Source organism: Pseudoalteromonas sp. SG44-5 (assembly GCF_014164175.1).
GTDB classification, from domain to species: domain Bacteria; phylum Pseudomonadota; class Gammaproteobacteria; order Enterobacterales; family Alteromonadaceae; genus Pseudoalteromonas; species Pseudoalteromonas nigrifaciens.
Genome location: NZ_JACJES010000021.1, coordinates 1 through 20,234, shown reverse-complemented (window position 1 = coordinate 20,234; position 20,234 = coordinate 1). Strand labels below are relative to the sequence as shown.

General features: G+C 40.7%; 22 protein-coding genes. 16 read left to right on the top strand and 6 right to left on the bottom strand.

Annotated features, from left to right (window positions below):
- The first annotated feature begins 107 nt into the window (after window positions 1–107).
- The 8 genes from H5079_RS15405 (at window position 108) to H5079_RS15370 (ending at window position 7,667) form a co-directional block, all read left to right on the top strand.
- Window positions 108–1,994 (top strand): transglycosylase SLT domain-containing protein, encoded by a 1,887-nt coding sequence (locus H5079_RS15405; protein WP_011326744.1) that lies wholly within the window; start codon window positions 108–110, stop codon window positions 1,992–1,994.
- A gap of 118 nt (window positions 1,995–2,112) precedes the next feature.
- Window positions 2,113–3,435, top strand: coding sequence for a Xaa-Pro dipeptidase (pepQ, locus tag H5079_RS15400; protein WP_182684422.1), 1,323 nt, complete (start codon window positions 2,113–2,115; stop codon window positions 3,433–3,435).
- 78 nt (window positions 3,436–3,513) lie between these two features.
- Window positions 3,514–4,128 (top strand): YigZ family protein, encoded by a 615-nt coding sequence (locus H5079_RS15395; RefSeq protein WP_041454304.1) that lies wholly within the window; start codon window positions 3,514–3,516, stop codon window positions 4,126–4,128.
- Window positions 4,129–4,177: 49 nt separating this feature from the next.
- On the top strand, window positions 4,178–5,629 hold the full coding sequence (locus tag H5079_RS15390; RefSeq protein WP_011326747.1) for a TrkH family potassium uptake protein: 1,452 nt from the start codon (window positions 4,178–4,180) through the stop codon (window positions 5,627–5,629).
- A gap of 39 nt (window positions 5,630–5,668) precedes the next feature.
- Complete coding sequence (locus H5079_RS15385) at window positions 5,669–6,340, top strand: flagellar brake protein (protein WP_089367525.1); 672 nt, start codon at window positions 5,669–5,671, stop codon at window positions 6,338–6,340.
- A gap of 468 nt (window positions 6,341–6,808) precedes the next feature.
- Complete coding sequence (locus H5079_RS15380; protein WP_058372236.1) at window positions 6,809–7,021, top strand: EF-hand domain-containing protein; 213 nt, start codon at window positions 6,809–6,811, stop codon at window positions 7,019–7,021.
- 149 nt (window positions 7,022–7,170) lie between these two features.
- Entirely contained in the window at window positions 7,171–7,383 is a 213-nt protein-coding gene (locus H5079_RS15375; RefSeq protein WP_011326750.1) for a calmodulin, read from the top strand.
- Between the two features lie 68 nt (window positions 7,384–7,451).
- Window positions 7,452–7,667: an EF-hand domain-containing protein gene (locus tag H5079_RS15370; protein WP_086996434.1), complete on the top strand. Its 216-nt coding sequence runs from the start codon at window positions 7,452–7,454 to the stop codon at window positions 7,665–7,667.
- Window positions 7,668–7,742: 75 nt separating this feature from the next.
- Here H5079_RS15370 and trkA read toward each other — a convergent pair whose 3' ends face one another.
- The 4 genes from trkA to def form a co-directional block, all read right to left on the bottom strand.
- Window positions 7,743–9,119 (bottom strand): Trk system potassium transporter TrkA, encoded by a 1,377-nt coding sequence (gene trkA / locus H5079_RS15365; protein ID WP_011326752.1) that lies wholly within the window; start codon window positions 9,117–9,119, stop codon window positions 7,743–7,745.
- Window positions 9,120–9,206: 87 nt separating this feature from the next.
- Complete coding sequence (gene rsmB, locus H5079_RS15360; protein WP_011326753.1) at window positions 9,207–10,502, bottom strand: 16S rRNA (cytosine(967)-C(5))-methyltransferase RsmB; 1,296 nt, start codon at window positions 10,500–10,502, stop codon at window positions 9,207–9,209.
- Window positions 10,495–11,460 carry a methionyl-tRNA formyltransferase gene (fmt, locus tag H5079_RS15355; protein ID WP_089367526.1) on the bottom strand — a complete coding sequence of 322 codons (966 nt, stop codon included), beginning with the start codon at window positions 11,458–11,460 and terminating at the stop codon, window positions 10,495–10,497. Before fmt ends, rsmB begins: the two co-directional genes overlap by 8 nt.
- 36 nt (window positions 11,461–11,496) lie before the next feature.
- Entirely contained in the window at window positions 11,497–12,000 is a 504-nt protein-coding gene (def, locus tag H5079_RS15350; RefSeq protein ID WP_011326755.1) for a peptide deformylase, read from the bottom strand.
- A 118-nt stretch (window positions 12,001–12,118) separates the two neighbouring features.
- Between def and H5079_RS15345 the strand changes: the two genes are divergently transcribed.
- The 6 genes from H5079_RS15345 (at window position 12,119) to hemF (ending at window position 17,484) form a co-directional block, all read left to right on the top strand.
- Window positions 12,119–13,240, top strand: coding sequence for a LysM peptidoglycan-binding domain-containing protein (locus H5079_RS15345; RefSeq protein ID WP_011326756.1), 1,122 nt, complete (start codon window positions 12,119–12,121; stop codon window positions 13,238–13,240).
- A gap of 28 nt (window positions 13,241–13,268) precedes the next feature.
- The gene (dprA, locus tag H5079_RS15340) at window positions 13,269–14,357 is read left to right on the top strand and encodes a DNA-processing protein DprA (protein ID WP_089367527.1); all 1,089 of its coding nucleotides are present in this window, start codon (window positions 13,269–13,271) and stop codon (window positions 14,355–14,357) included.
- 289 nt (window positions 14,358–14,646) lie between these two features.
- Entirely contained in the window at window positions 14,647–15,120 is a 474-nt protein-coding gene (locus H5079_RS15335; protein WP_182684421.1) for a DUF494 family protein, read from the top strand.
- A 248-nt stretch (window positions 15,121–15,368) separates the two neighbouring features.
- On the top strand, window positions 15,369–15,944 hold the full coding sequence (locus H5079_RS15330) for a type I DNA topoisomerase (RefSeq protein WP_011326759.1): 576 nt from the start codon (window positions 15,369–15,371) through the stop codon (window positions 15,942–15,944).
- A gap of 24 nt (window positions 15,945–15,968) precedes the next feature.
- Window positions 15,969–16,532 (top strand): L-threonylcarbamoyladenylate synthase, encoded by a 564-nt coding sequence (locus tag H5079_RS15325; protein ID WP_179807559.1) that lies wholly within the window; start codon window positions 15,969–15,971, stop codon window positions 16,530–16,532.
- 1 nt (window position 16,533) lies between these two features.
- A complete protein-coding gene (gene hemF, locus H5079_RS15320; protein WP_179807574.1) occupies window positions 16,534–17,484 on the top strand; it encodes an oxygen-dependent coproporphyrinogen oxidase in 951 nt (316 codons plus the stop codon).
- A 61-nt stretch (window positions 17,485–17,545) separates the two neighbouring features.
- Here hemF and H5079_RS15315 read toward each other — a convergent pair whose 3' ends face one another.
- Window positions 17,546–17,983: a group II truncated hemoglobin gene (locus H5079_RS15315; protein WP_011326762.1), complete on the bottom strand. Its 438-nt coding sequence runs from the start codon at window positions 17,981–17,983 to the stop codon at window positions 17,546–17,548.
- A 54-nt stretch (window positions 17,984–18,037) separates the two neighbouring features.
- On the opposite strand from H5079_RS15315, the gene aroE reads away from it, so the two are divergent.
- On the top strand, window positions 18,038–18,862 hold the full coding sequence (gene aroE / locus H5079_RS15310; protein WP_011326763.1) for a shikimate dehydrogenase: 825 nt from the start codon (window positions 18,038–18,040) through the stop codon (window positions 18,860–18,862).
- A complete protein-coding gene (locus H5079_RS15305) occupies window positions 18,859–19,113 on the top strand; it encodes a DUF1488 domain-containing protein (RefSeq protein ID WP_011326764.1) in 255 nt (84 codons plus the stop codon). Before aroE ends, H5079_RS15305 begins: the two co-directional genes overlap by 4 nt.
- 4 nt (window positions 19,114–19,117) lie before the next feature.
- On the opposite strand, the gene H5079_RS15300 is transcribed toward H5079_RS15305, so the two are convergent.
- On the bottom strand, window positions 19,118–19,657 hold the full coding sequence (locus H5079_RS15300) for a gamma carbonic anhydrase family protein (protein WP_011326765.1): 540 nt from the start codon (window positions 19,655–19,657) through the stop codon (window positions 19,118–19,120).
- Window positions 19,658–20,234 lie beyond the last annotated feature (577 nt).

Sequence of the window (20,234 nt, the reverse complement as noted above, 5' to 3'; positions counted from 1 at the left end):
GAAAAATTTAACTTGGTTACAAAACAGTTGGTTAAAATATAGCTTGTTTGGTGCTATGGTGGAACAAAAGTTTTTGCTTATTATTTTAATTTTATTATGAAGGCATTATGAAAAAATATTTATTAAATGCTATGGCAGCGGTTTTTATTTTCCCTCTTCACTGCGTTGAGGCAAACATCGATAACGATGCATTTTTAGACGCTGAAAAAAAAGTTCGCTATGGTGATTACCAAGACTTTAAAATGGCTATAAGTAATCTTGATCATCCATTAAAGCCTTATGTTGAAAAAGTATATTGGCAACGACATCCCGATATAAAACACCAAGCAGAAATAGAGGATTACCTCACTATTTATCAGCATACGCCGCTAGAGTGGCCAGTGCGTAAAGCATGGTTAAGCTATTTAGAAAAGCATAATAAAAAAGCAGCGTATATTCGCAATTACCGTAAAACCTCTGATACTGAACTGACTTGTACATATTTAGATTATCAACTTGATTTAGGTGCGCCAGAAAAAGCGATATTTAACCAAGTAACTGATTTATGGACGGTAGGCAAGTCGCAACCTAAAGCGTGCGATGGGCTTTTTTCGTTATGGCGTAAAAAAGGCTATATGAGTAAAGAAGCTGTTTGGCAGCGGGTGACTATGGCGGCAGAAGGCGGTACTCAAAGCCTATTACCTTATTTAAAAACATTACTACCCAGTAATGAAGGTTACTTAGCTGATTTATACTTAAAAGTACGCCGCGATCCAAGTGCTGCAGCCGGATTATACAGATACAAAAATAAGTCGGTTAAAGAAGGGCAAATAGCTCTTTATGGTGTAAAGCGTTTAATTTGGCGCGATAAAGAGCTTGCTTTAAAAGCATGGGAAAAGCTAGAGCAAATATTTACTTACAGCGATGCAGCTAAAGCAGATGTGTATTATACCTTTGCACTGTCGCTTGCTTCCAGCGGACATAAACAAGCAAGCTTTTGGCTAAACAAAGTGCCAAAAGATCGCCAAGACAGCAAACTAATTCAGTGGCAACTCGGTAATATGCTTAAAACCCAAGATTGGGAGGGTATTGCAGCCTTTTTTACTGGTAAAGATAACTTAAGTCTTGGCCAGCAATACTGGTTAGCGTACAGCTACGCAAAACGTGGTGAGCAACAAAAAGCAGACGCTATTTGGAAAACAGTAGCAGCTAATCGCGATTATTATGGTTTTTTAGCCGCGGCACGATTAGGGTTACCGGTTGATTTAAATAACCAACCTTTAGTTGTTGATCAGGCGCTTGTTAATAAAGTAAAAAATGCCCCGGGCTACAAGCGTGCGAAAGCTTTTTATGAGCTTGAGCGCTTTACCTCGGCACGTCGCGAATGGAATTACCTAACAAACACCTCGAGTGACGAAGAAAAGTTAGCTGCTTCAATACTCTCCACAGAGCTGGGTTGGCATGACAGCACTATTTTTACACTGGCAAAAATAAAAGCGTGGGATAACGTAGAGCAGCGTTTTCCGTTTGCGTTTCAAGATGTATTTGAGCGCTACAGTAAGCGCAGTAAAATAGACGTGGCGTGGAGTATTGCCATTGCGCGCCGTGAAAGCTCATTTGCCCCCGATGCACGTTCATCAGCAAATGCGCGAGGGTTAATGCAGTTATTGCCCAGTACTGCCGATTACGTAAATAAAGGCAGTGTGTCGAGCCGCCGCTTATATCAACCACAAACAAATATAAGATTAGGTACGCGCTATTTGCAGTATTTAAAAAAGAAAAACCACGGCAATGAAATATTGGCAACAGCTTCATATAACGCAGGGTATCATCGTATTAAACGCTGGTTACCAGATGAAGCTATTCCAGCAGAGCTATGGATTGAATTGATCCCGTATAGAGAAACTCGCGATTATGTTAAAAACGTATTTGCCTACAGGCAGGTTTATCATACGCGTTTACACCGCGAGGGAAATATACTGGCGCCGCTACTCGAAATGAAAATGGGCGGATAATTAATAAAGGTAAGGGGATGCTAATAAGGTTAGATGTTCCCCTTATTTTGAGCGCTTTGGGTATGGATTGTGTGTGTGGTAGACTCAAAGCAAGTTAAATACAACAGATGGGTTTATTATGGATAAATTAGCCGTTTTATACGCCGAACATATTGCAACACTGCAACAACGTACTCGTACAATTTGTGAACGTGAAGGGTTAGAGGGATTAGTTATTCACTCGGGCCAAGCTAAGCGTCAGTTTTTAGATGATATGTATTATCCGTTTAAAGTTAATCCACACTTTAAAGCTTGGTTACCAGTACTAGACAATCCACATTGCTGGATTGTGGTAAATGGTAGCGACAAGCCTAAACTTATTTTTTATCGTCCGGTTGATTTTTGGCATAAAGTGCCAGATGAGCCGCGCGATTTTTGGGCTGAGTATTTTGACATTGAATTGTTATTACAGCCCGATCAGGTTGAAAAACTATTGCCCTACGACAAAGCTAACTACGCTTATGTGGGCGAATACTTAGAAGTAGCACAAGCACTAGGCTTTAGTGTTATGAATCCTGAGCCGGTACTAAATTACTTTCATTACCACCGCGCTTATAAAACCCAATATGAGCTTGAATGTTTACGCAACGCCAACCGTATTGCAGTAGATGGCCACAAAGCTGCCCGCGATACCTTTTTTAATGGTGGCAGTGAGTTTGATATTCAGCAAGCTTACTTAATGGCAACTCGCCAAAGTGAAAACGAAATGCCTTATGGCAACATTGTGGCGCTAAACGAAAACTGCGCCATTTTGCACTACACGCACTTTGAGGCAAAAGCACCGCAGCAACACAACTCATTTTTAATAGATGCAGGCGCTAATTTTAATGGCTATGCGGCAGATATTACCCGTACGTATGACTTTAAAAAACAAGGCGAATTTGCAGAGCTAGTGCAAGCAATGACTGCAGCGCAAATAGAGTTAGGTACGGGGTTAAAACCCGGCATGCTTTATGGTGATTTACATGTTGAGTGTCACAATAGCGTTGCACAAATACTTAGCGACTTTGATATTGTTAAGCTACCGGCTGAGGAAATAGTTGAACGTAAAATTACCTCTACCTTCTTCCCACATGGTTTAGGGCATCACCTAGGTTTACAAGTGCACGACATGGGTGGTTTTATGGCTGATGAAATGGGCGCACAACAAGCAGCTCCAGAGGGACATCCATTTTTGCGTTGTACTCGCATAATTGAAAAAAACCAAGTGTTTACTATTGAGCCTGGGCTATACTTTATCGACTCTTTGCTAGGCGATTTAGCACAAACCGATAATAAACAGTTTATTAATTGGCAAAAGGTAGAGTCGTTTAAGCCTTATGGTGGTATTCGTATTGAAGATAACATCATAGTACACGAAGATAGCCTTGAGAATATGACACGAAATTTAGCGCTAGATTAATCACGCGTTAGACTAGCTGTATTATAAAGAGGGGCCTGTTGGCCCCATTTTTTGGTTTATAACTTGGTTCATCAACGAATGTCAGAATATAAATACCCAGCAGCAGATGTTTTTCATCAAGAAGAGATTAAAAAAAGCACCTTTATTGTGCATATTGCACATACCCCAGATTTAAGTTCAGCTAAAGCGTTTATAAAAAGTATTGAAACTAAGTATGCCGATGCACGGCATAATTGCTGGGCTCACGTAGCGGGTAAACCAGGAGGAAGCCATGTGTATGGGTTTTCGGATGATGGTGAGCCAAATGGCACCGCCGGTAAACCTATGTTAAATGTGCTTATGGGCTCAGGGCTTGGTGAAGTTACCGCTGTGGTTACGCGTTATTTTGGTGGTATAAAGCTAGGTACAGGCGGTTTAGTACGTGCTTATGGAGGCACATTAAATAATGCATTAGCTAACTTATCAACGATAAATAAAGTGCCAAGTATTGAGCTAATTGGTAGTAGTGAATACAGTATGCAAGGCGTTATTGAGCAACTATTAAAAACGAAGTATCAAGTGCTTAACATCGATAAGCAATTTACTGCTAATATTGAATGGGTTATTACTATTGATAGCCGCCAAGCGACGCAAGCAATTAAAGATATTTTTGATTTAAGCCACGGCGCGGTTGAGTTAACCATTAAAGAGTAAGACAATATCTTACTCGTTAAACTTACTAATAATAAAAGCGATACGTTAAATGCAATTTCGTACCATTATAAAAATCCTTGGGCAACTTGTTGCACTGTTTAGTATTACCATGGTGCCTCCGGCAATCGTGTCTTTAATTTATAAAGACGGTGGTGGTGTTCCTTTTGTTTTGGCTTTTATTTTTAGTGTCACTATTGGCTTAATGGCTTATTACCCTAACCGCCACGAAGATGGCGATTTAAAAGCGCGGGAAGGGTTTTTAATTGTTGTGTTGTTTTGGTTGGTACTTGGCGCGTTTGCATCCTTACCGCTGATATTTTTACAAGAGCCAAACCTATCACTGGCTGATGCGGTATTTGAAGCGTTTTCGGGGTTAACCACCACCGGAGCAACGGTACTAACCGGTATAGAGTACTTGCCTAAATCGGTATTATTTTATCGCCAACAACTACAGTGGTTTGGCGGTATGGGGATCATTGTATTGGCGGTTGCTATTTTACCTATGCTAGGGGTTGGTGGTATGCAGCTATATCGCGCCGAAATACCAGGGCCAGTAAAAGACTCTAAAATGACCCCGCGAATTGCCGACACCGCAAAGCACCTTTGGTATATATATGTGTCAATTACGCTTGCGTGTACCTTGGCATATTGGATTGCAGGTATGGATTGGTTTGACGCAATAAGCCATGCGTTCTCAACGGTCGCCATTGGTGGGTTTTCTACTTATGATGCCTCTATGGGGCATTTTGATAGCCCAGTAATTAACTTTATTTGTGTGTTCTTTTTAATTATTGCAGCCATTAACTTTTCACTGCATTACGCTGCGGTAGCAAGTAGAAATATCAGTGTTTATATTCGCGACCCTGAGTTTAAAGTGTTTTTATGTATTCAGTTAGCGCTGGTGGTTATTTGCTTTACCGTGCTTTCGTCTCATGAAGTGTATGCCAATGGCGATGAAACACTCGACCAAGCGCTATTTCATGCTGTTTCAATTAGCAGTACGGCAGGATTTGCCACCGATAACTTTTCGGCTTGGCCATTATTTTTACCAATACTGCTTATATTTTCGAGCTTTATAGGTGGCTGTGCGGGCTCTACCGGTGGCGGTATGAAAGTGGTGCGCGTATTCTTACTATACTTACAAGGCGTGCGAGAGCTTAATAGGCTAGTGCATCCTCGGGCTATATATTCTATCAAGTTAGGCAGCAAAGCGTTGCCAGACAAAGTAGTAGAAGCTGTATGGGGGTTTTTCTCAGCGTACGCATTGGTGTTTATAATTATTATGCTAGCGCTGATGGGAACCGGTATGGATAACATTACAGCATTTTCTGCTACTGCAGCGTGTTTAAATAACCTTGGCCCGGGCTTAGGAGATGTTGCATCGCACTATGGGTCTATTAGTGATGGTGCTAAATGGTTGCTTACCATTGCTATGGTATTTGGCCGTTTAGAAATATTTACTTTATTAGTGCTGTTTACGCCTACATTTTGGCGCGGATAATTTAATTGTTAGTTTATAAAGAGTATTAGGGAAAAGGATATGCCAACAACTAACCTAGAAAAGTTACACCAAATAATGTCTGGTGCCATGGTTGATCTTGAAATTTTAACACCAACAGCCAGCAAGCGTGTAAAAACAGAGTTTATAGGTTTGCTCGAAAATCGATTTATTATTTTAAACTATCCGAGCTCAAAGCGCCTGCCTACAGCAAGCGACTACCTGCACGATGGGGTAATGGTGGTAGTAAGAGCACTAATAGAGGGAAGTGGTGGGCAGGTTATCGCTTTTCGTCAGCAAATAATGTCAGTTGCATCTCATCCCGCACGCTTACTTTTTATTAATTACCCAAAGCAAGTGCAGTTATTCGATTTACGCTCGCAAACTCGTATACCTACCTTATTATCGGCCAAGCTAAAACTTAGTGATGACAGGATACTCGACGGGGTAATTAAAGATATTTCGCTAACGGGCGTAAAGTTTGATCTTAAAGACAAAGCCCAGGCCGAAAACATTAAAGGGATGCAATGCTCAATCATCCTCGATAGCAGTAATAAGCAAGTTAAAGACTTTCAGGGAGAAATTTGTAGCGTGAAAGAACACGTTCAAGGTGCTTACTGTGGAATAAAGCTATTAGCCAGCGAAGAAGAAATGAAAAGCTTTATGGGGGATCACTTTATTGACCCTTCAATACTCCAATCAGAAACCGAGTAACTGTACATTTCGCTATTTTGCAACAAAATAGCGATTTATTAAATTTAATTTTAAATAACGCATACCTGCATTGATAAAAATAAAATAATCGATAAAAAACAATTATTTATAAAAATAAAAGCTATTGGTTATTTTCATTTCAAAAATTATTCAGCTGTAACCGAGTTGAATACCCCAGCTAAACAGTCTCCTTACAGTGTGTATTTATAATCTGTGGCGTTTTTTGCTTTTTGTAAGGCATTGAATTTGTTCGAACTTATTGTTTGGGCTTAAAGTGTGTTGCAAAAAGGCAACAAAAATAGACAGTTAATTATCACCTTTAAGTGCATGTTACCTTTAACTAATTGAAGTTATTGATGTTTTAAATGTTGGCATCGAAGTTGTAATAGTTAAGCTGTATTGCATTAAACGTGATTTAAAGTGAAGCACTTAATCGCAGTTAACATAAACTTTGAAGGAAGATTGATTATGAAAACATTAAATAAAACGTTAGCACTTATCGCTCTAGCATCGTCATCAGCCGCTTTTGCAGCAAGTGATTTTGATACCCTTGATGTAGATGGTAATGGCGCAATTAGTCAAAGCGAAGCTGCTGTTGATGCAGAGTTAATGAGTATTTTCTCAGAGCTTGATACTGACCAAAACGGTGAGTTATCAAAAGAAGAATTTTCTAAAGCATAAGCAAAATGCAAGGTTGATAAAATTCTGTGTTGCCAAAGACAACCTAAGTAAGCAAGGGAGCTTATGAAAAAGAATAACAAGGAAAGTATAAACCTTAGTATATCTAATTTTTTGATAAAGCATTGAATAACATAGTAAAGGATTAAATTATGAAACAGTTAAATAAAGCACTCGCACTTATCGCTCTAGCATCGTCATCAGCCGCTTTTGCAGCAAGTGATTTTGATACCCTTGATGTAGATGGTAATGGCGCAATTAGCCAAAGTGAAGCGTCGGTAGATTCCGATTTAATCGCACAATTTGCAGAGTTAGATACAGATGGTAACGGTGAGCTTTCTAAAGCAGAGTTTGCTAACTACTAATTACTTTTTCGGTTATTTTTCACAGCCAGGGATTTCTGAGAAGGACCTCTCATTTTTAGGAGATTATTATGAAAGTATTAAATACATCACTTGCGATTTTAGTTTTAGCGTCTTCAGCAGCAGCCTATGCAGCAGTGGATTTTGCCTCTTTTGATACCAACGGCGATGGTGTTATTTCTCAGCAAGAAGCTGCGGCAAATACACAGTTAGTAAAAATATTTGATCAGCTAGATACTGACGGTAATGGCGAACTTTCTAAAGAAGAGTTTGCCAAAGTACAATAAAGCTTTAGTACCCTATATTAAAAAAGCAGCTTAACTAAGCTGCTTTTTTGTGTTTAAAATACCCACAATGTACTGCTATAAAAATATGGCGCTCACCTGAAATAGTTTTTCTACAATATTAATGTGCTTTTTATCAATTAAGAACATGATGACATGGTCGCCCGACATAATAATGGTATCGTCGTGGGCAATAAGCACGTCGTCGTTACGTACTACAGCACCAATAGTAGTACCTGCTGGGAGTTTTATATCCCTTACAGTTCGGCCAACTACTTTAGATGTATTTTCATCACCATGGGCAACAGCTTCAATAGCTTCAGCTGCACCTTTGCGTAGTGAATATACGTTAACAATATCGCCGCGGCGAACATGAGTAAGTAATGCCGAAATAGTGGCTTCTTGTGGTGAAATTGCAATATCAATATCGCCGCCTTGTACTAAGTCAACGTATGCACTGCGTTGAATAAGTACCATGGTTTTTTGTGCGCCCATACGTTTTGCTAGCATGGCCGACATTATATTTACTTCATCATCGTTGGTTACAGCAATAAACACATCAACCTGATCTATATGCTCTTCTGACAATAGCTCTTGGTCTGACGCATCTCCGCAAAAAACAATCGTGTTGTCGAGCATTTCAGAGAGTTGCTCGGCGCGCTCTTTGCTGCGCTCAATTAATTTTACACTGTGATTTTTTTCCAGTGAGCGCGCTAGGCCTGCGCCTATATTACCGCCACCAGCAATCATAATGTTTTTATATGAACGCTCTAACCTTTGGAGTTCGTTCATAACGGCGCGGATGTGTTTAGTGGCTGCTATAAAAAACACTTCATCATCGGCTTCAATAATTGTTGTGCCTAGAGGTTTTATCGCTTTTCCTTGGCGATAAATAGCGGCTACACGAGTTTCCACATTGGGAATATGCTGTTTAAGCGTAGATAGCGCATAACCTACTAATAAACCGCCATAGTAAGCTTTTACAGCAACCAAAGAGAGCATGCCATCGGCAAACTGCAGCACTTGCAATGCGCCTGGGTAGTCTATTAAGCGGCGAATGTACTTAGTTACTAATGCCTCAGGAGCAATATAGTGATCGACCGGCAAGTCATCGTTATGAAACAGCTTTTCTCGATACTTTAAATATTGCTCAGAACGAATTCGGGCTATTTTAGTCGGGGTATTAAAAATACTATACGCAACTTGGCAGGCAACCATGTTTACTTCATCTGAACTGGTTACCGCGATAATCATATCGGCGTCTTCCGCACCGGCTCTGCGAAGTACATCTGGGTGAGCGCCGTGACCAGCAACGCCTTGTAGGTCATACTTATCTTGAAGCTCGCGTAAGCGGTTGCCGTCAATATCAACGACCGTTATTTCGTTTTGTTCACCAACTAAATTTTCAGCTAGTGTGCCGCCTACTTGGCCAGCTCCGAGTATGATTATTTTCATTATTTACCAGTGTTATAAGTACCTATTGCTATGAAGTATTAGCTATCTAAAATAAGATAGATAGCTAATTGTTGTGTGCTGTATAGGTTATATTTTTTTAACTAGTTTAGCGTAATAAAAGCCATCGCTTTCACCAGGAAGTAACTGTAAACCAGGTGTGGTGGGCGTGTCTTTATCATGTAGAGGAATATGCTCAACATCATTGTTATTAGCTAAAAACTTAGCAACTTGTTGTTGGTTTTCTTGAGGGAGTACTGAACAAGTAGCGTATACCAAGGTGCCACCTGGCTTTAGAAGCGGCCAAATACTATCGAGTATATCGCCTTGTAATGCTGCTAAATCGGCAATGTCTGATGCACGACGCAACCACTTTATATCGGGGTGGCGGCGAATAACACCGGTAGCCGAGCAAGGTACGTCGAGTAAAATACGATCAAACTGTTTTTCATCCCACCAAGTGTGTGGTTGTGATGCATCACCACATTGTAGGTCGGCACCTAAGCCTATACGAGTTAAGTTTTGCTTAACACGCTCTAGGCGAGTTGCATCGCTATCAAGGGCAAGTACCTCAGCATCGGCCAATTCTAAAATATGACAGGTTTTGCCACCCGGCGCGGCGCAGGCATCTAAAATAGTGTCGTCATCTTTAGGCTCTAAAAAGCGCGCAGCTAACTGTGCAGCAGCATCTTGTACAGAACAAGCACCGGTATCAAACTCGGGTAATGAAAATACATCTCGTGGTTTAGCTAACTTTATCCCATCTATAAAATCAGGGTTAAGTGTATGCTCAATATCGTTAGCTGTTAGCATATCGCTGTATTCTTGCGTGCTGTATTGCGCTTGATTTACACGCAGCCACATAGGCGCTTGCTGTTGGTTTTCTGCAAGCAGATCTTCCCAACTATCAGGATAAGCTTCTTTAACTTGTTTGATAAACCAGTTTGGATGATTGTATAAACACACCGGAATAAGTTTGGCTTTTTCTTCAAGCTCAAGTTGTTGGCGCTGAAAACTACGTAGAATAGCGTTAATAAGTCCTTTTAAACCCAAAGCACGCAATTGTTGTAGTGCATTTACAGTTTCTGAAATTGCCGCATGTGGTGGAACACGCATGTGTTGTAGTTGGTAAATGCCCACATACAATAAAAACTGAAATATTCTACGCTTACCTTTTAACGGCTCCTCAACTAAATGTTGGCAGTAGTTTTCAAGGCTTGGTAAATAGCGTAAAACGCCATAGCAAATTTGTTGTAGCAGGGCTTTATCTTTAGGTGGCAAGCCTTGGCTGGCAAATGGTAGTTCTTGATTAAGCGAAGCGCCTTTATCAACTACGTTATATAAAGTTTCAGCGGCAAGCGCTCGTACGTTTGGAACATTACTCATTATTTTCGCCTAATATTGTGCCAGGAGTAACCCAGTCACTACGACCATTTAAAAAGTCGTTAATTGCCATTGGTTTTTTACCTTGCGGTTGTAATTGCGTAATACATAAAGCATGTTCGCCACAACCTACAATAACGCCATTTTTGTCGCTCGACAGAACGCGCCCGTTATTATCAGGCTGGTTGCTTGATTGCTCTACAACATGTGCTTGATAAATTTTTACTGGCTGCCCTCCCATTTGGGTGAAGCATACCGGCCACGGATTAAACGCGCGAATGTTACGCTCAATTTGCGCCGCGCTCATAGACCAGTCAATATTGGCTTCGTCTTTTGAGAGCTTTTTAGCGTAATTAGCCGCGGCATCATTTTGTGGCTCAGGGGTTATTTTACCATTCGCTAAGTTGTTAATAGTGTCAATAAGTGCACCAGGGCCAAGATCAGCTAATTTAGTATATAAACTGGCACTGGTTTCGGTGGCACTAATAGGGCAGCGGCTTATATGTAACATGTCGCCAGTATCTAGCCCTTCATCCATTTGCATTATGGTGACGCCGGTTTGTTCATCACCTGCCCAAATAGCACGTTGAATCGGGGCAGCACCACGCCAGCGTGGTAAAATAGAACCATGCACATTTAAACAGCCTAATCGCGGCGCATCTAAAATGGCTTTAGGTAAAATTAAGCCATAAGCCACTACAATCATGATGTCGGCATTAAGGCTCGTAAGCTCATTTAAGGCGTCTTCTGTTTTTAGTGATTGTGGCTGAAAAACCGGTAAGTTGTGCTCAAGTGCGAGCTCTTTGACTTCACTGGCTTTTAATTTTTTACCACGACCTGCCGGGCGGTCTGGCTGGCTATACACACCCACTATTTGGTGTTCGCTTTGTATCAGCGCTTGTAAATGACGTGCGGCAAAGTCCGGCGTACCGGCAAATATAATGCGTAATGGTTGAGTCACTGAGTTTTCCTAAGGTGCTTGTTACGGTGCTTATTACTATTCTGCAAATTTGGCTTCTTTTTCAAGCTTTTTACGAATACGTTGGCGCTTTAATGGCGATAAGTAATCAATGAAAAGCTTACCTTGAAGGTGATCTAGTTCGTGTTGAATACAAATAGCCAGTAGTTCATCTGCATCTAGTACAAATTCTTCGCCTTGCTCGTTAAGCGCGGCAACAGTAACCGTTTCTGCGCGATCAACTTTTGCGTAAGAGTTAGGCACAGAAAGGCAGCCTTCTTCGCTTACGGTTGTACCGTCTTTTTTAATGATTTGTGGATTAATTAATACCAGTGGTTCGTTGCGCTCTTCTGATACGTCAATCACTACAATGCGTTGATGAATATTAACTTGTGTGGCAGCAAGACCAATGCCATTTTCATCATACATAGTTTCTAGCATGTCTTTTATAATCACACGGACTTGGTCGTCAACATGTGCAACTTCTTGTGCTATTGTACGTAAACGTTCATCTGGGAATCTTAAAACTTCTAACGTAGCCATAGTTACCTTTTACACTTATGCTTAATTTAGGGTATTGTATGCTCTTATTTTAGCCATTCGCGTTCCCCTTTAACAGGTTTTGGTCAATAATAATGAAAAAACAATACAAGGAAGCCCAATGAAATCTCCATTAATTGCAATTATCGTTGCATTAGGTGCTGCATTTTCTACTTATGCTGATGTGCTAAAAATAAAAAAAGATGCACCTAAACAGTATGTTGTGAAAAAAGGCGATACACTTTGGGATATTTCTGGGGTTTATTTAAACGAACCTTGGCTATGGCCTGAGTTGTGGCAATTGAACCCGCAAATTAATAACCCTCACCTTATTTATCCCGGCGATGCCTTAGCATTAATCTACGATGCGCAGGGAAATCCACGTTTAGTGATAAATAAAGCGTACCGAAAGCTGTCTCCTCAGGGGCGAATTACCCCTAAAGGCAAAAATGCAATTACCACCTTGCCACTAGAAATGATCAGACCTTATATAACTTATGAGCAAGCTATAAATAGCGACGATATAAAAGCTAAACCTTATATTTTAGGGGCAAACGAGAACACGAAAACACAAACGTTAGGGCATATTTTATACGTTAAAGGCGATTTAAAGTTACACCAAGCTTATGCAATTTATCATAAAGGTAAGCCATATTTAGACCCAGAAACTGGAAGGGTACTTGCTAATCGTGCTGCTTATGTTGGTATGGCTCGCGCCTTTAGAAAAGGTGATGCCGCTAATGGTGAGCCTGCATCGGTCAGAGTTGAGTCGGTGAAGCGCGAAATAAAACAAGGCGACTTTTTACTTCCAGCAATGGAAGGGCAAATGCTACCAGCGTATTTTAATATGCATCGTCCTACCCAGGCTGTATTGGGTTATGTTATTGCTTCGCCAAGCGATTCTAGAGAATTTAGCACTATGGATGTAGTGGTGCTAAACTTAGGATCAGAGCAGCAAGTAGAAGTGGGTCATGTACTTGATATTGAACGCCAATCACCAAGCGTTATAGATGGTCCTCGTGGTCCTCGCTACACCGAGGACTCAAGTCGCTTTGAGAAGTTAATTTCAAATGCTAACGAGTTTTTTGGTGCTGAACCCGATGATGGAAGTACGGTTTGGAAAATGCCGAAAGAAAAAGTAGGTGAGTTAATTGTATTTAAGGTGTATGACAACGTAAGTTATGCGCTAATAACTAAAAATCAGCACCCAATTCGCGTTGGAGATATTGCAGTTATTCATTAAGTAGCGAGTCGGTGCTCTAGGAGAGAGCATGGATCAGTCATCTGGCAAGCTAGCCCACTGGCTTGCCTTTTATATGTGTAAAGGGTTGGGTATTAAAACCCTTTTAGCACTATCTAAAAACCATTCCCTTGAGTCATTGTTTGGCTTATCTCATCAGCAATTACTGCAATTAGGACTAAGTGCTAATCAAGCTACTAATTTGTTGCACACTAATTGGCAGCAAATTACGCATTATGAACAGTTAATCCTACACAATAATATAACGGTTATTAGTATTTTTGATGCCGCTTACCCCGAAGATTTAAAACAAATAGCCAGTGCGCCTTTATTGCTTTTTTGCAAAGGCGATGTGTCGTTATTAACTAGCCCACAAATAGCCATAGTTGGGAGCCGTAACGCCACTCCCACCGGGCTGGAAATAGCTGCTGAGTTTGCATATCAACTTACCTTAGCTGGAATCACTATTACTTCAGGCATGGCCCGCGGTATAGACGGAGCTGCGCATAAAGGGGCCTTAGCTGGCAGCGGAAAAACCATTGCCGTGCTGGGTACCGGTGTTGATATTTACTACCCTAAGCAGCATAAGCTACTTACAAATCAAGTATTAGAGCAGGGCTTGCTTGTAAGTGAGTTTTTACCTGGTACTGCCGCGAATGCGCATAATTTTCCGCGTCGTAATCGTATTATATCGGGGTTGTCGCTGGGGGTACTTATTGTTGAAGCTGAAATTAAAAGCGGTTCGCTCATTACCGTACGCTATGCGCTGGAGCAAAATAAAGAAGTATTTGCTGTTCCCGGATCGATTAAAAACCCACTTGCCCAAGCGAGTCATTTTTTAATTAAGCAAGGTGCTAAGCTCGTGGAGAATGTAAGTGATATTCTTGATGAGGTGAGCTTTGCTTATCAAAGTGGTTTTTTAACTCCAGAGCAGTCAACCCAAACCAATAAAGACTCCCAGTGTGAGGTGTTAAATAGTATTGGCTTTGAGGTAACCAGTGTTGATGACATTGTTCGCCGTGCTCAGTGGCCAATTGATAAAGTGCAAGCCAGATTGCTGGACTTGGAGCTAGATGATCAAATAGAGCGAGTTTTAGATGGTTACATCAGGGTCTGTTGAGCTTTGCGGGTTAATATTTGTTCAAACTGGAGGCAATTAAATCGCGGCGCGAGGTTTGTAACCTAGTGGGCTAAGTAAAAACCGAGCAACAAAGAGTTAATTGCCCCTAGGCAGAACCCTTCGGGTAGCGCCTGTTTGGCATTAATGCTGCGTTATCGCCAATTTATGGGGAATAACCACACCACATAGGCTCTGCCTTGCCTAAATACCAAACAGGCTGCTGCAAATTTAACCTTGAAAGATTAACAGACCCTAAACTAAGTACTTAAGCTAAATGCGAGGTGGTGATATGTTTGAAGTGCTTATGTATCTTTTTGAAAACTATATTCACAGCGACGCTGGGCTCTTCATTGAACCTAACGAATTGACCGATGAATTATTACGAGCTGGTTTTAATCAAGCCGAAATATTTAAAGCACTAGATTGGCTAGAGCAGCTAGCCGAATTACAGCATAGTGACACATCACCATATTTAATCACTGACTCGCCACAAACAATGAGAATATTTACCGACCACGAATGCAAAATGCTGGATGTGCAGTGCCGTAATTTTTTAATGTTTGTTGAACGCATTGGCGTTACTAATGGTATTACCCGTGAAATGGTAATGGACCGCTTAGCAGCGCTAGATAAATCTTTTATAGGGTTAGACGATTTAAAGTGGGTGGTGTTAATGGTGCTATTTAATATACCCGGAGCAGAAGTGGCTTGTGAGCAAATGGAAGATCTTATATTTGACCAGCCCGGCGACTTACTTCACTAATACCTAAATTCAAGATACCTATTAATACCTATTTAATACAAAATATGAGCATACGAGTAAATTAAATTGCTTAAGTACTTTCGAAAAAGTAATTTATATAGCAAGTATATGCCATAATCTTTGCCTTATTATTGCACCGTACTTTTTACGCTATAATTGGCCGCTAATTTAATGTAATGGGTATAGCTATTGTATCTTTAAGTGTTTTGGGTATATTAGGCGAAAATTCACCAACCTTTAGGATCACCATGAGTAAAATCGACCATTCGCTTTTCTCGGCGAATAAGCACGCCCTAGAAAAAGAATATGAGATATGCCCACAATGTGGTTCAGAGTTAGTGATCCGCAATAGTAAATCAGGCCCATTTTTAGGTTGTGCCAGCTACCCCAAGTGCGATTTTATTCGCCCGTTGGCGCATCACGATAGCAGTGAAATAAAAGTGCTAGAAGATTCCGCATGTCCACAATGTAGTAAGCAGCTGGTGGTAAAAAATGGCCGCTACGGTATGTTTATTGGTTGTACAGGGTATCCAGAGTGTCATTACATTGCCAATGAAAACGAGGCAAAGCAAAATGAAGAGCCATTACCTAGTTGCCCTAAATGTAAAAAAGGCCGTTTAGTTTCACGTAGTAATAAATTTGGTAAAATATTTTATTCATGCGATTGCTACCCAAGCTGTAAATATACGCTGAATAATAAACCGGTTGAGCAATCGTGCCCAGAATGTAACTGGCCACTGCTGATTGAGAGAAAAATGGCTAATAGCACTGTGTTACAATGCCCGCAAAAAAGTTGTATGCATAAACTTGCAGCCACTGAATAACGTTTAAAACTCCTGGAGACGATTTTGTCAGATCAATCTACTATAGCTGCTGCTATAACATGTTTAGCGCAAGGCGAAGTGATTTTATACCCTACAGAAGCTGTATATGGCTTAGGTTGCGATCCAGATAATCAACAAGCAGTTGAGCGACTACTGGCTATTAAACAGCGCCCGGTCGAAAAAGGCCTTATTTTAATTGCCGATAACTACGGGCAGTTATTAAAATATGTAGATGATGCCAAAATCCCAATGGATAAACGTGCCGACATTTTTTCAAGTTGGCCAAATGCGATTACTTGGGTTATGCCCGCAGCTAAAAACACCCCAAAGTGGTTAACTGGGCAGTATGACACTATTGCAGTTAGGGTGACTAACCATCCAACCGTAAAGCGCTTATGCCAAGAGTTTGGTAAGCCACTGGTATCAACTAGCGCTAATTTAAGCGGTCAAAATACAGTATTAAGCATTGCCGAGGCTAAAAGCCAGTTTACTGAGCAGGTAGGTTATTATGTTGATGAGCCACTCGGTGGTAATACGCAACCAAGTACAATTAAAGATGCCATGAATGGCAAAGTATTTAGAGGTTAATATGCAAAGTAAATTATTAGAGCAAGTAAAAGCCTACTTTATGGCTTTGCAAGACACTATTAGCCAAGGCCTTGAAGCAGCCGATGGTAAAGCTAAGTTTATAGAAGATAACTGGCAGCGTAGCGAAGGCGGCGGCGGACGTACACGCGTTATCACTAATGGTAATATTATTGAGCAAGGCGGTGTTAACTACTCGCATGTATTTGGTGCCTCTATGCCCGCATCTGCAACCGCACACAGACCCGAACTTGCAGGGCGAAGCTTTCATGCTTGCGGTGTGTCATTGGTTATTCATCCAAAAAATCCACATATACCAACCAGTCATGCCAATGTGCGTTTTTTTATTGCCGAAAAAGAAGGCGAACAACCAATATGGTGGTTTGGTGGTGGCTTTGACTTAACCCCTTTTTATCCTGTACTTGATGATGTAGTACATTGGCATCAAGTAGCACATGACTTATGTGCACCATTTGGCGATGAGTTGTATCCAAAGTACAAAACCTGGTGCGATGAATATTTTTATTTAAAGCATCGCGATGAAACACGCGGTGTAGGTGGGTTATTTTTTGACGACCTAAATGAACTGGGTTTTGAGCAAAGCTTTGCCTTTACGCAAGCAGTAGGTAATGGCTTTTTAGAGGCTTACTTACCTATTATAGAGCGTCGTAAAAAAGATGAATACACAGCGCAGCAACGCGACTTCCAGCTTTATCGTCGTGGCCGCTACGTAGAGTTTAATTTAGTCTGGGATAGAGGTACTCTGTTTGGTTTGCAAACGGGTGGTCGCACCGAATCTATATTAATGTCTATGCCACCGTTAGCGCGTTGGGAGTATAACTACACTCCAGACGCAGAGAGTGCTGAGGCTAAGTTATACCAGTATTACTTACGCCCTCAGCAATGGTTGAGTACACAACCAAATGATTTAATTGCTAGAGAGTGCCAGCTTTAAGGCTTCTCGTGTAAATATAAAAGGCGCTACATAGCGCCTTTTTTGTATTTAGCGTTATGCGTTAATGCTGGTTAATCATATGGCTCGCTAGCTGTCCAAACGATTGCTTAAGGCCTTCTCGTAGTAATGGATTATCTACTTCAAGGTCTAATGTTTTATTCATGCAGTACATCCATTGGTCGCGCAAGTCTTGATCAATGGTAAAAGGCATATGGCGTTTACGCAGCATAGGATGGCCATGTTTTGCTACAAATAGGTCTGGGCCGCCTAACCAGCCAGATAAAAATTCAAAAAACACTTGGCGAATTCTATCTAATGGCAGAGGATGCATATCATATAATGGTTTAGCGTATTCATCTGTAGCCATAATATCGTAGAATCTATTTGCAATAGCAAGTGCGCCTGCTTCTCCACCTAGTATTTCATAAGGTGTTTTTTCAGGTGTGGGTGTTTGCTCTATTGTGGCGGGCTTAGATTTTGAAAAAAGTCGTTTAATCATATTATTTATCATCGTTAATAGGCAGTATTACTACTGCAAAGAGGTTGCTTTAAAATGGACAAATATGCGGTTTTTGGAAATCCAATAAAACATTCAAAATCCCCCGCGATACATAAACAATTTGCTATCTCTTTAGGTGAGCAAATCGACTATCGCGCAATCTTAGCACCTATCGATAACTTTGAAAAAACAGTATCGAATTTTTTTGCTCAAGGCGGTAAGGGAGCTAATGTAACTATGCCCTTTAAAGAGCAGGCTTTTGCAATGGCAGATGAGCTCACACCATTAGCTAAAATTGTCGGTGCAGTAAATACCTTAAAAAAGCAAGCAGACGGCACGTTACTAGGCGATAACACCGACGGCATCGGCTTTGTAAGCGATCTGCTGGCTAATAATGTCAGTATTACCGGTAAACGTATTTTAATAATAGGCGCAGGCGGGGCTGCAAGGGGGGTTGTTTTACCCTTGCTGGATCATCAGCCACAGGAAGTTGTTATTGTTAATCGTACCGCCGAAAAAGCACAAAATTTAGCAAAGTTGTTTGCTCAACATGGGAATGTATCGGGTTATGGTTTTAACAATCTACCAGAAAACGATTATGCGCTTATCATAAACTCTACCTCTAGCAGTATGAATGACGAGCTTCCAGCACTTGATCAAAAACATATTACTAACTGTGAAGTAGCGTATGACATGTTTTATTCACTGCAAAATACCATTTTTATGAATTGGGTAGCGCAGTATAATAGTAAGACTAAATTGTTGGATGGCAGCGGCATGCTAGTTGGTCAGGCTGCCCAGGCATATTATGTATGGCGTAATAAAATGCCTGCAATACTACCTGTCGTTAATGCACTAAAACAGGGAGCACTTACATGAACCAAGCAATACAATTTATAGATAGGTTAGAATTTAGAGAGCCAGCGCACCAATTAGTCTTTTTTGCACAAGTAAATGGCATGCTGGTGGAATGTGTTATTGCGGTAAGTAGTTTAGGTTTGACCGATGAAAGTCATGCAACAAGTTATTTTGAAAAAAATCGTTTTGATTACGAAGAGCGCGCCGAGCAACTTATCGAAGATGAAAGTTACAACTCGGCAGGCCAAATAGAAGTCAGCTTAATTAGCTAAGTGCTTATATAACGTCGTCACTTAAGTACTCATTTTTAAGCAGTACATAGTTATCCGCAGATACTTTTAAAAATGTAAGCTCTTGCTCGGTAAGCGCTCGAGCTTGCTTAACTGGACTGCCTACATATAAGTAACCAGACTCTAAACGCTTATTTGGTGGCACCAATGAACCCCCGCCAATAATCACATTATCTTCAACAATGGCATTGTCCATAATAATTGCACCCATTCCCACCAATATACGATTACCTAACTGACAACCATGTAACATAACTTTGTGCCCAACCGTTACATCATCACCAATTATAAGCGGATAACCTTCGGGGTTACTTTTGGTTGCTCGCGATAAATGCAGCACGCTACCATCTTGTATATTAGTACGCTCACCAATGCGTATATAGTTTACATCACCACGGGCAGCAACTAACGGCCACACGCTGCTATCATCACCCAAAGTAATATCGCCAACCAATACCGATGATTCATCTATATAAACAGACGCATTAAATGAAGGGATAACACCTTTATAAGAACGGATTGTCATATCTGCACCTTTAACTAACAGTTATATTAAATTAAGAGTGTAACAGCAGAGCTTATTTAAGTGCCACAAAAGCAGTAATTGTTTATAAAACTATCAGTTTTAGGCGCTTTAGCTCAGTTACTGAGCGAACGTCGTTTTTTTTTAGTTTTTCAGTAAAAAATGCTTGATCTGTTTTCGGATCTCCCTATAATGCGACCCCACTGAGACGGGAAACGTCAACGCCTAGCGAGACACGAACTACTCAGAGAGTTAAATAAAACTTCGGTTTTAAATTGTCGAAAGAAAGTTTAAAACAAAGTATTGACTCGAAAAATAAAGGATGTATTATACGCATCCCTTGAGACGCTAAAGCGACTCAAGACGTTCTTTAACAATATAAAGCAATCATCTGTGTGGGCACTCGTACAGATTGAGTTCTAACAGCCAAGCTTAGTTCGCTAAGTAAGGCAAATAAATTAGAGTCTCAATTGAAAACTGAGTGACCAACAGAATAGTTATTTCGGTAATTATTCGGCACAGTCAATTCAATATCGAAAGATATTAAAATAAATTCAGAATTCATTGAGCTGTCGAAAGA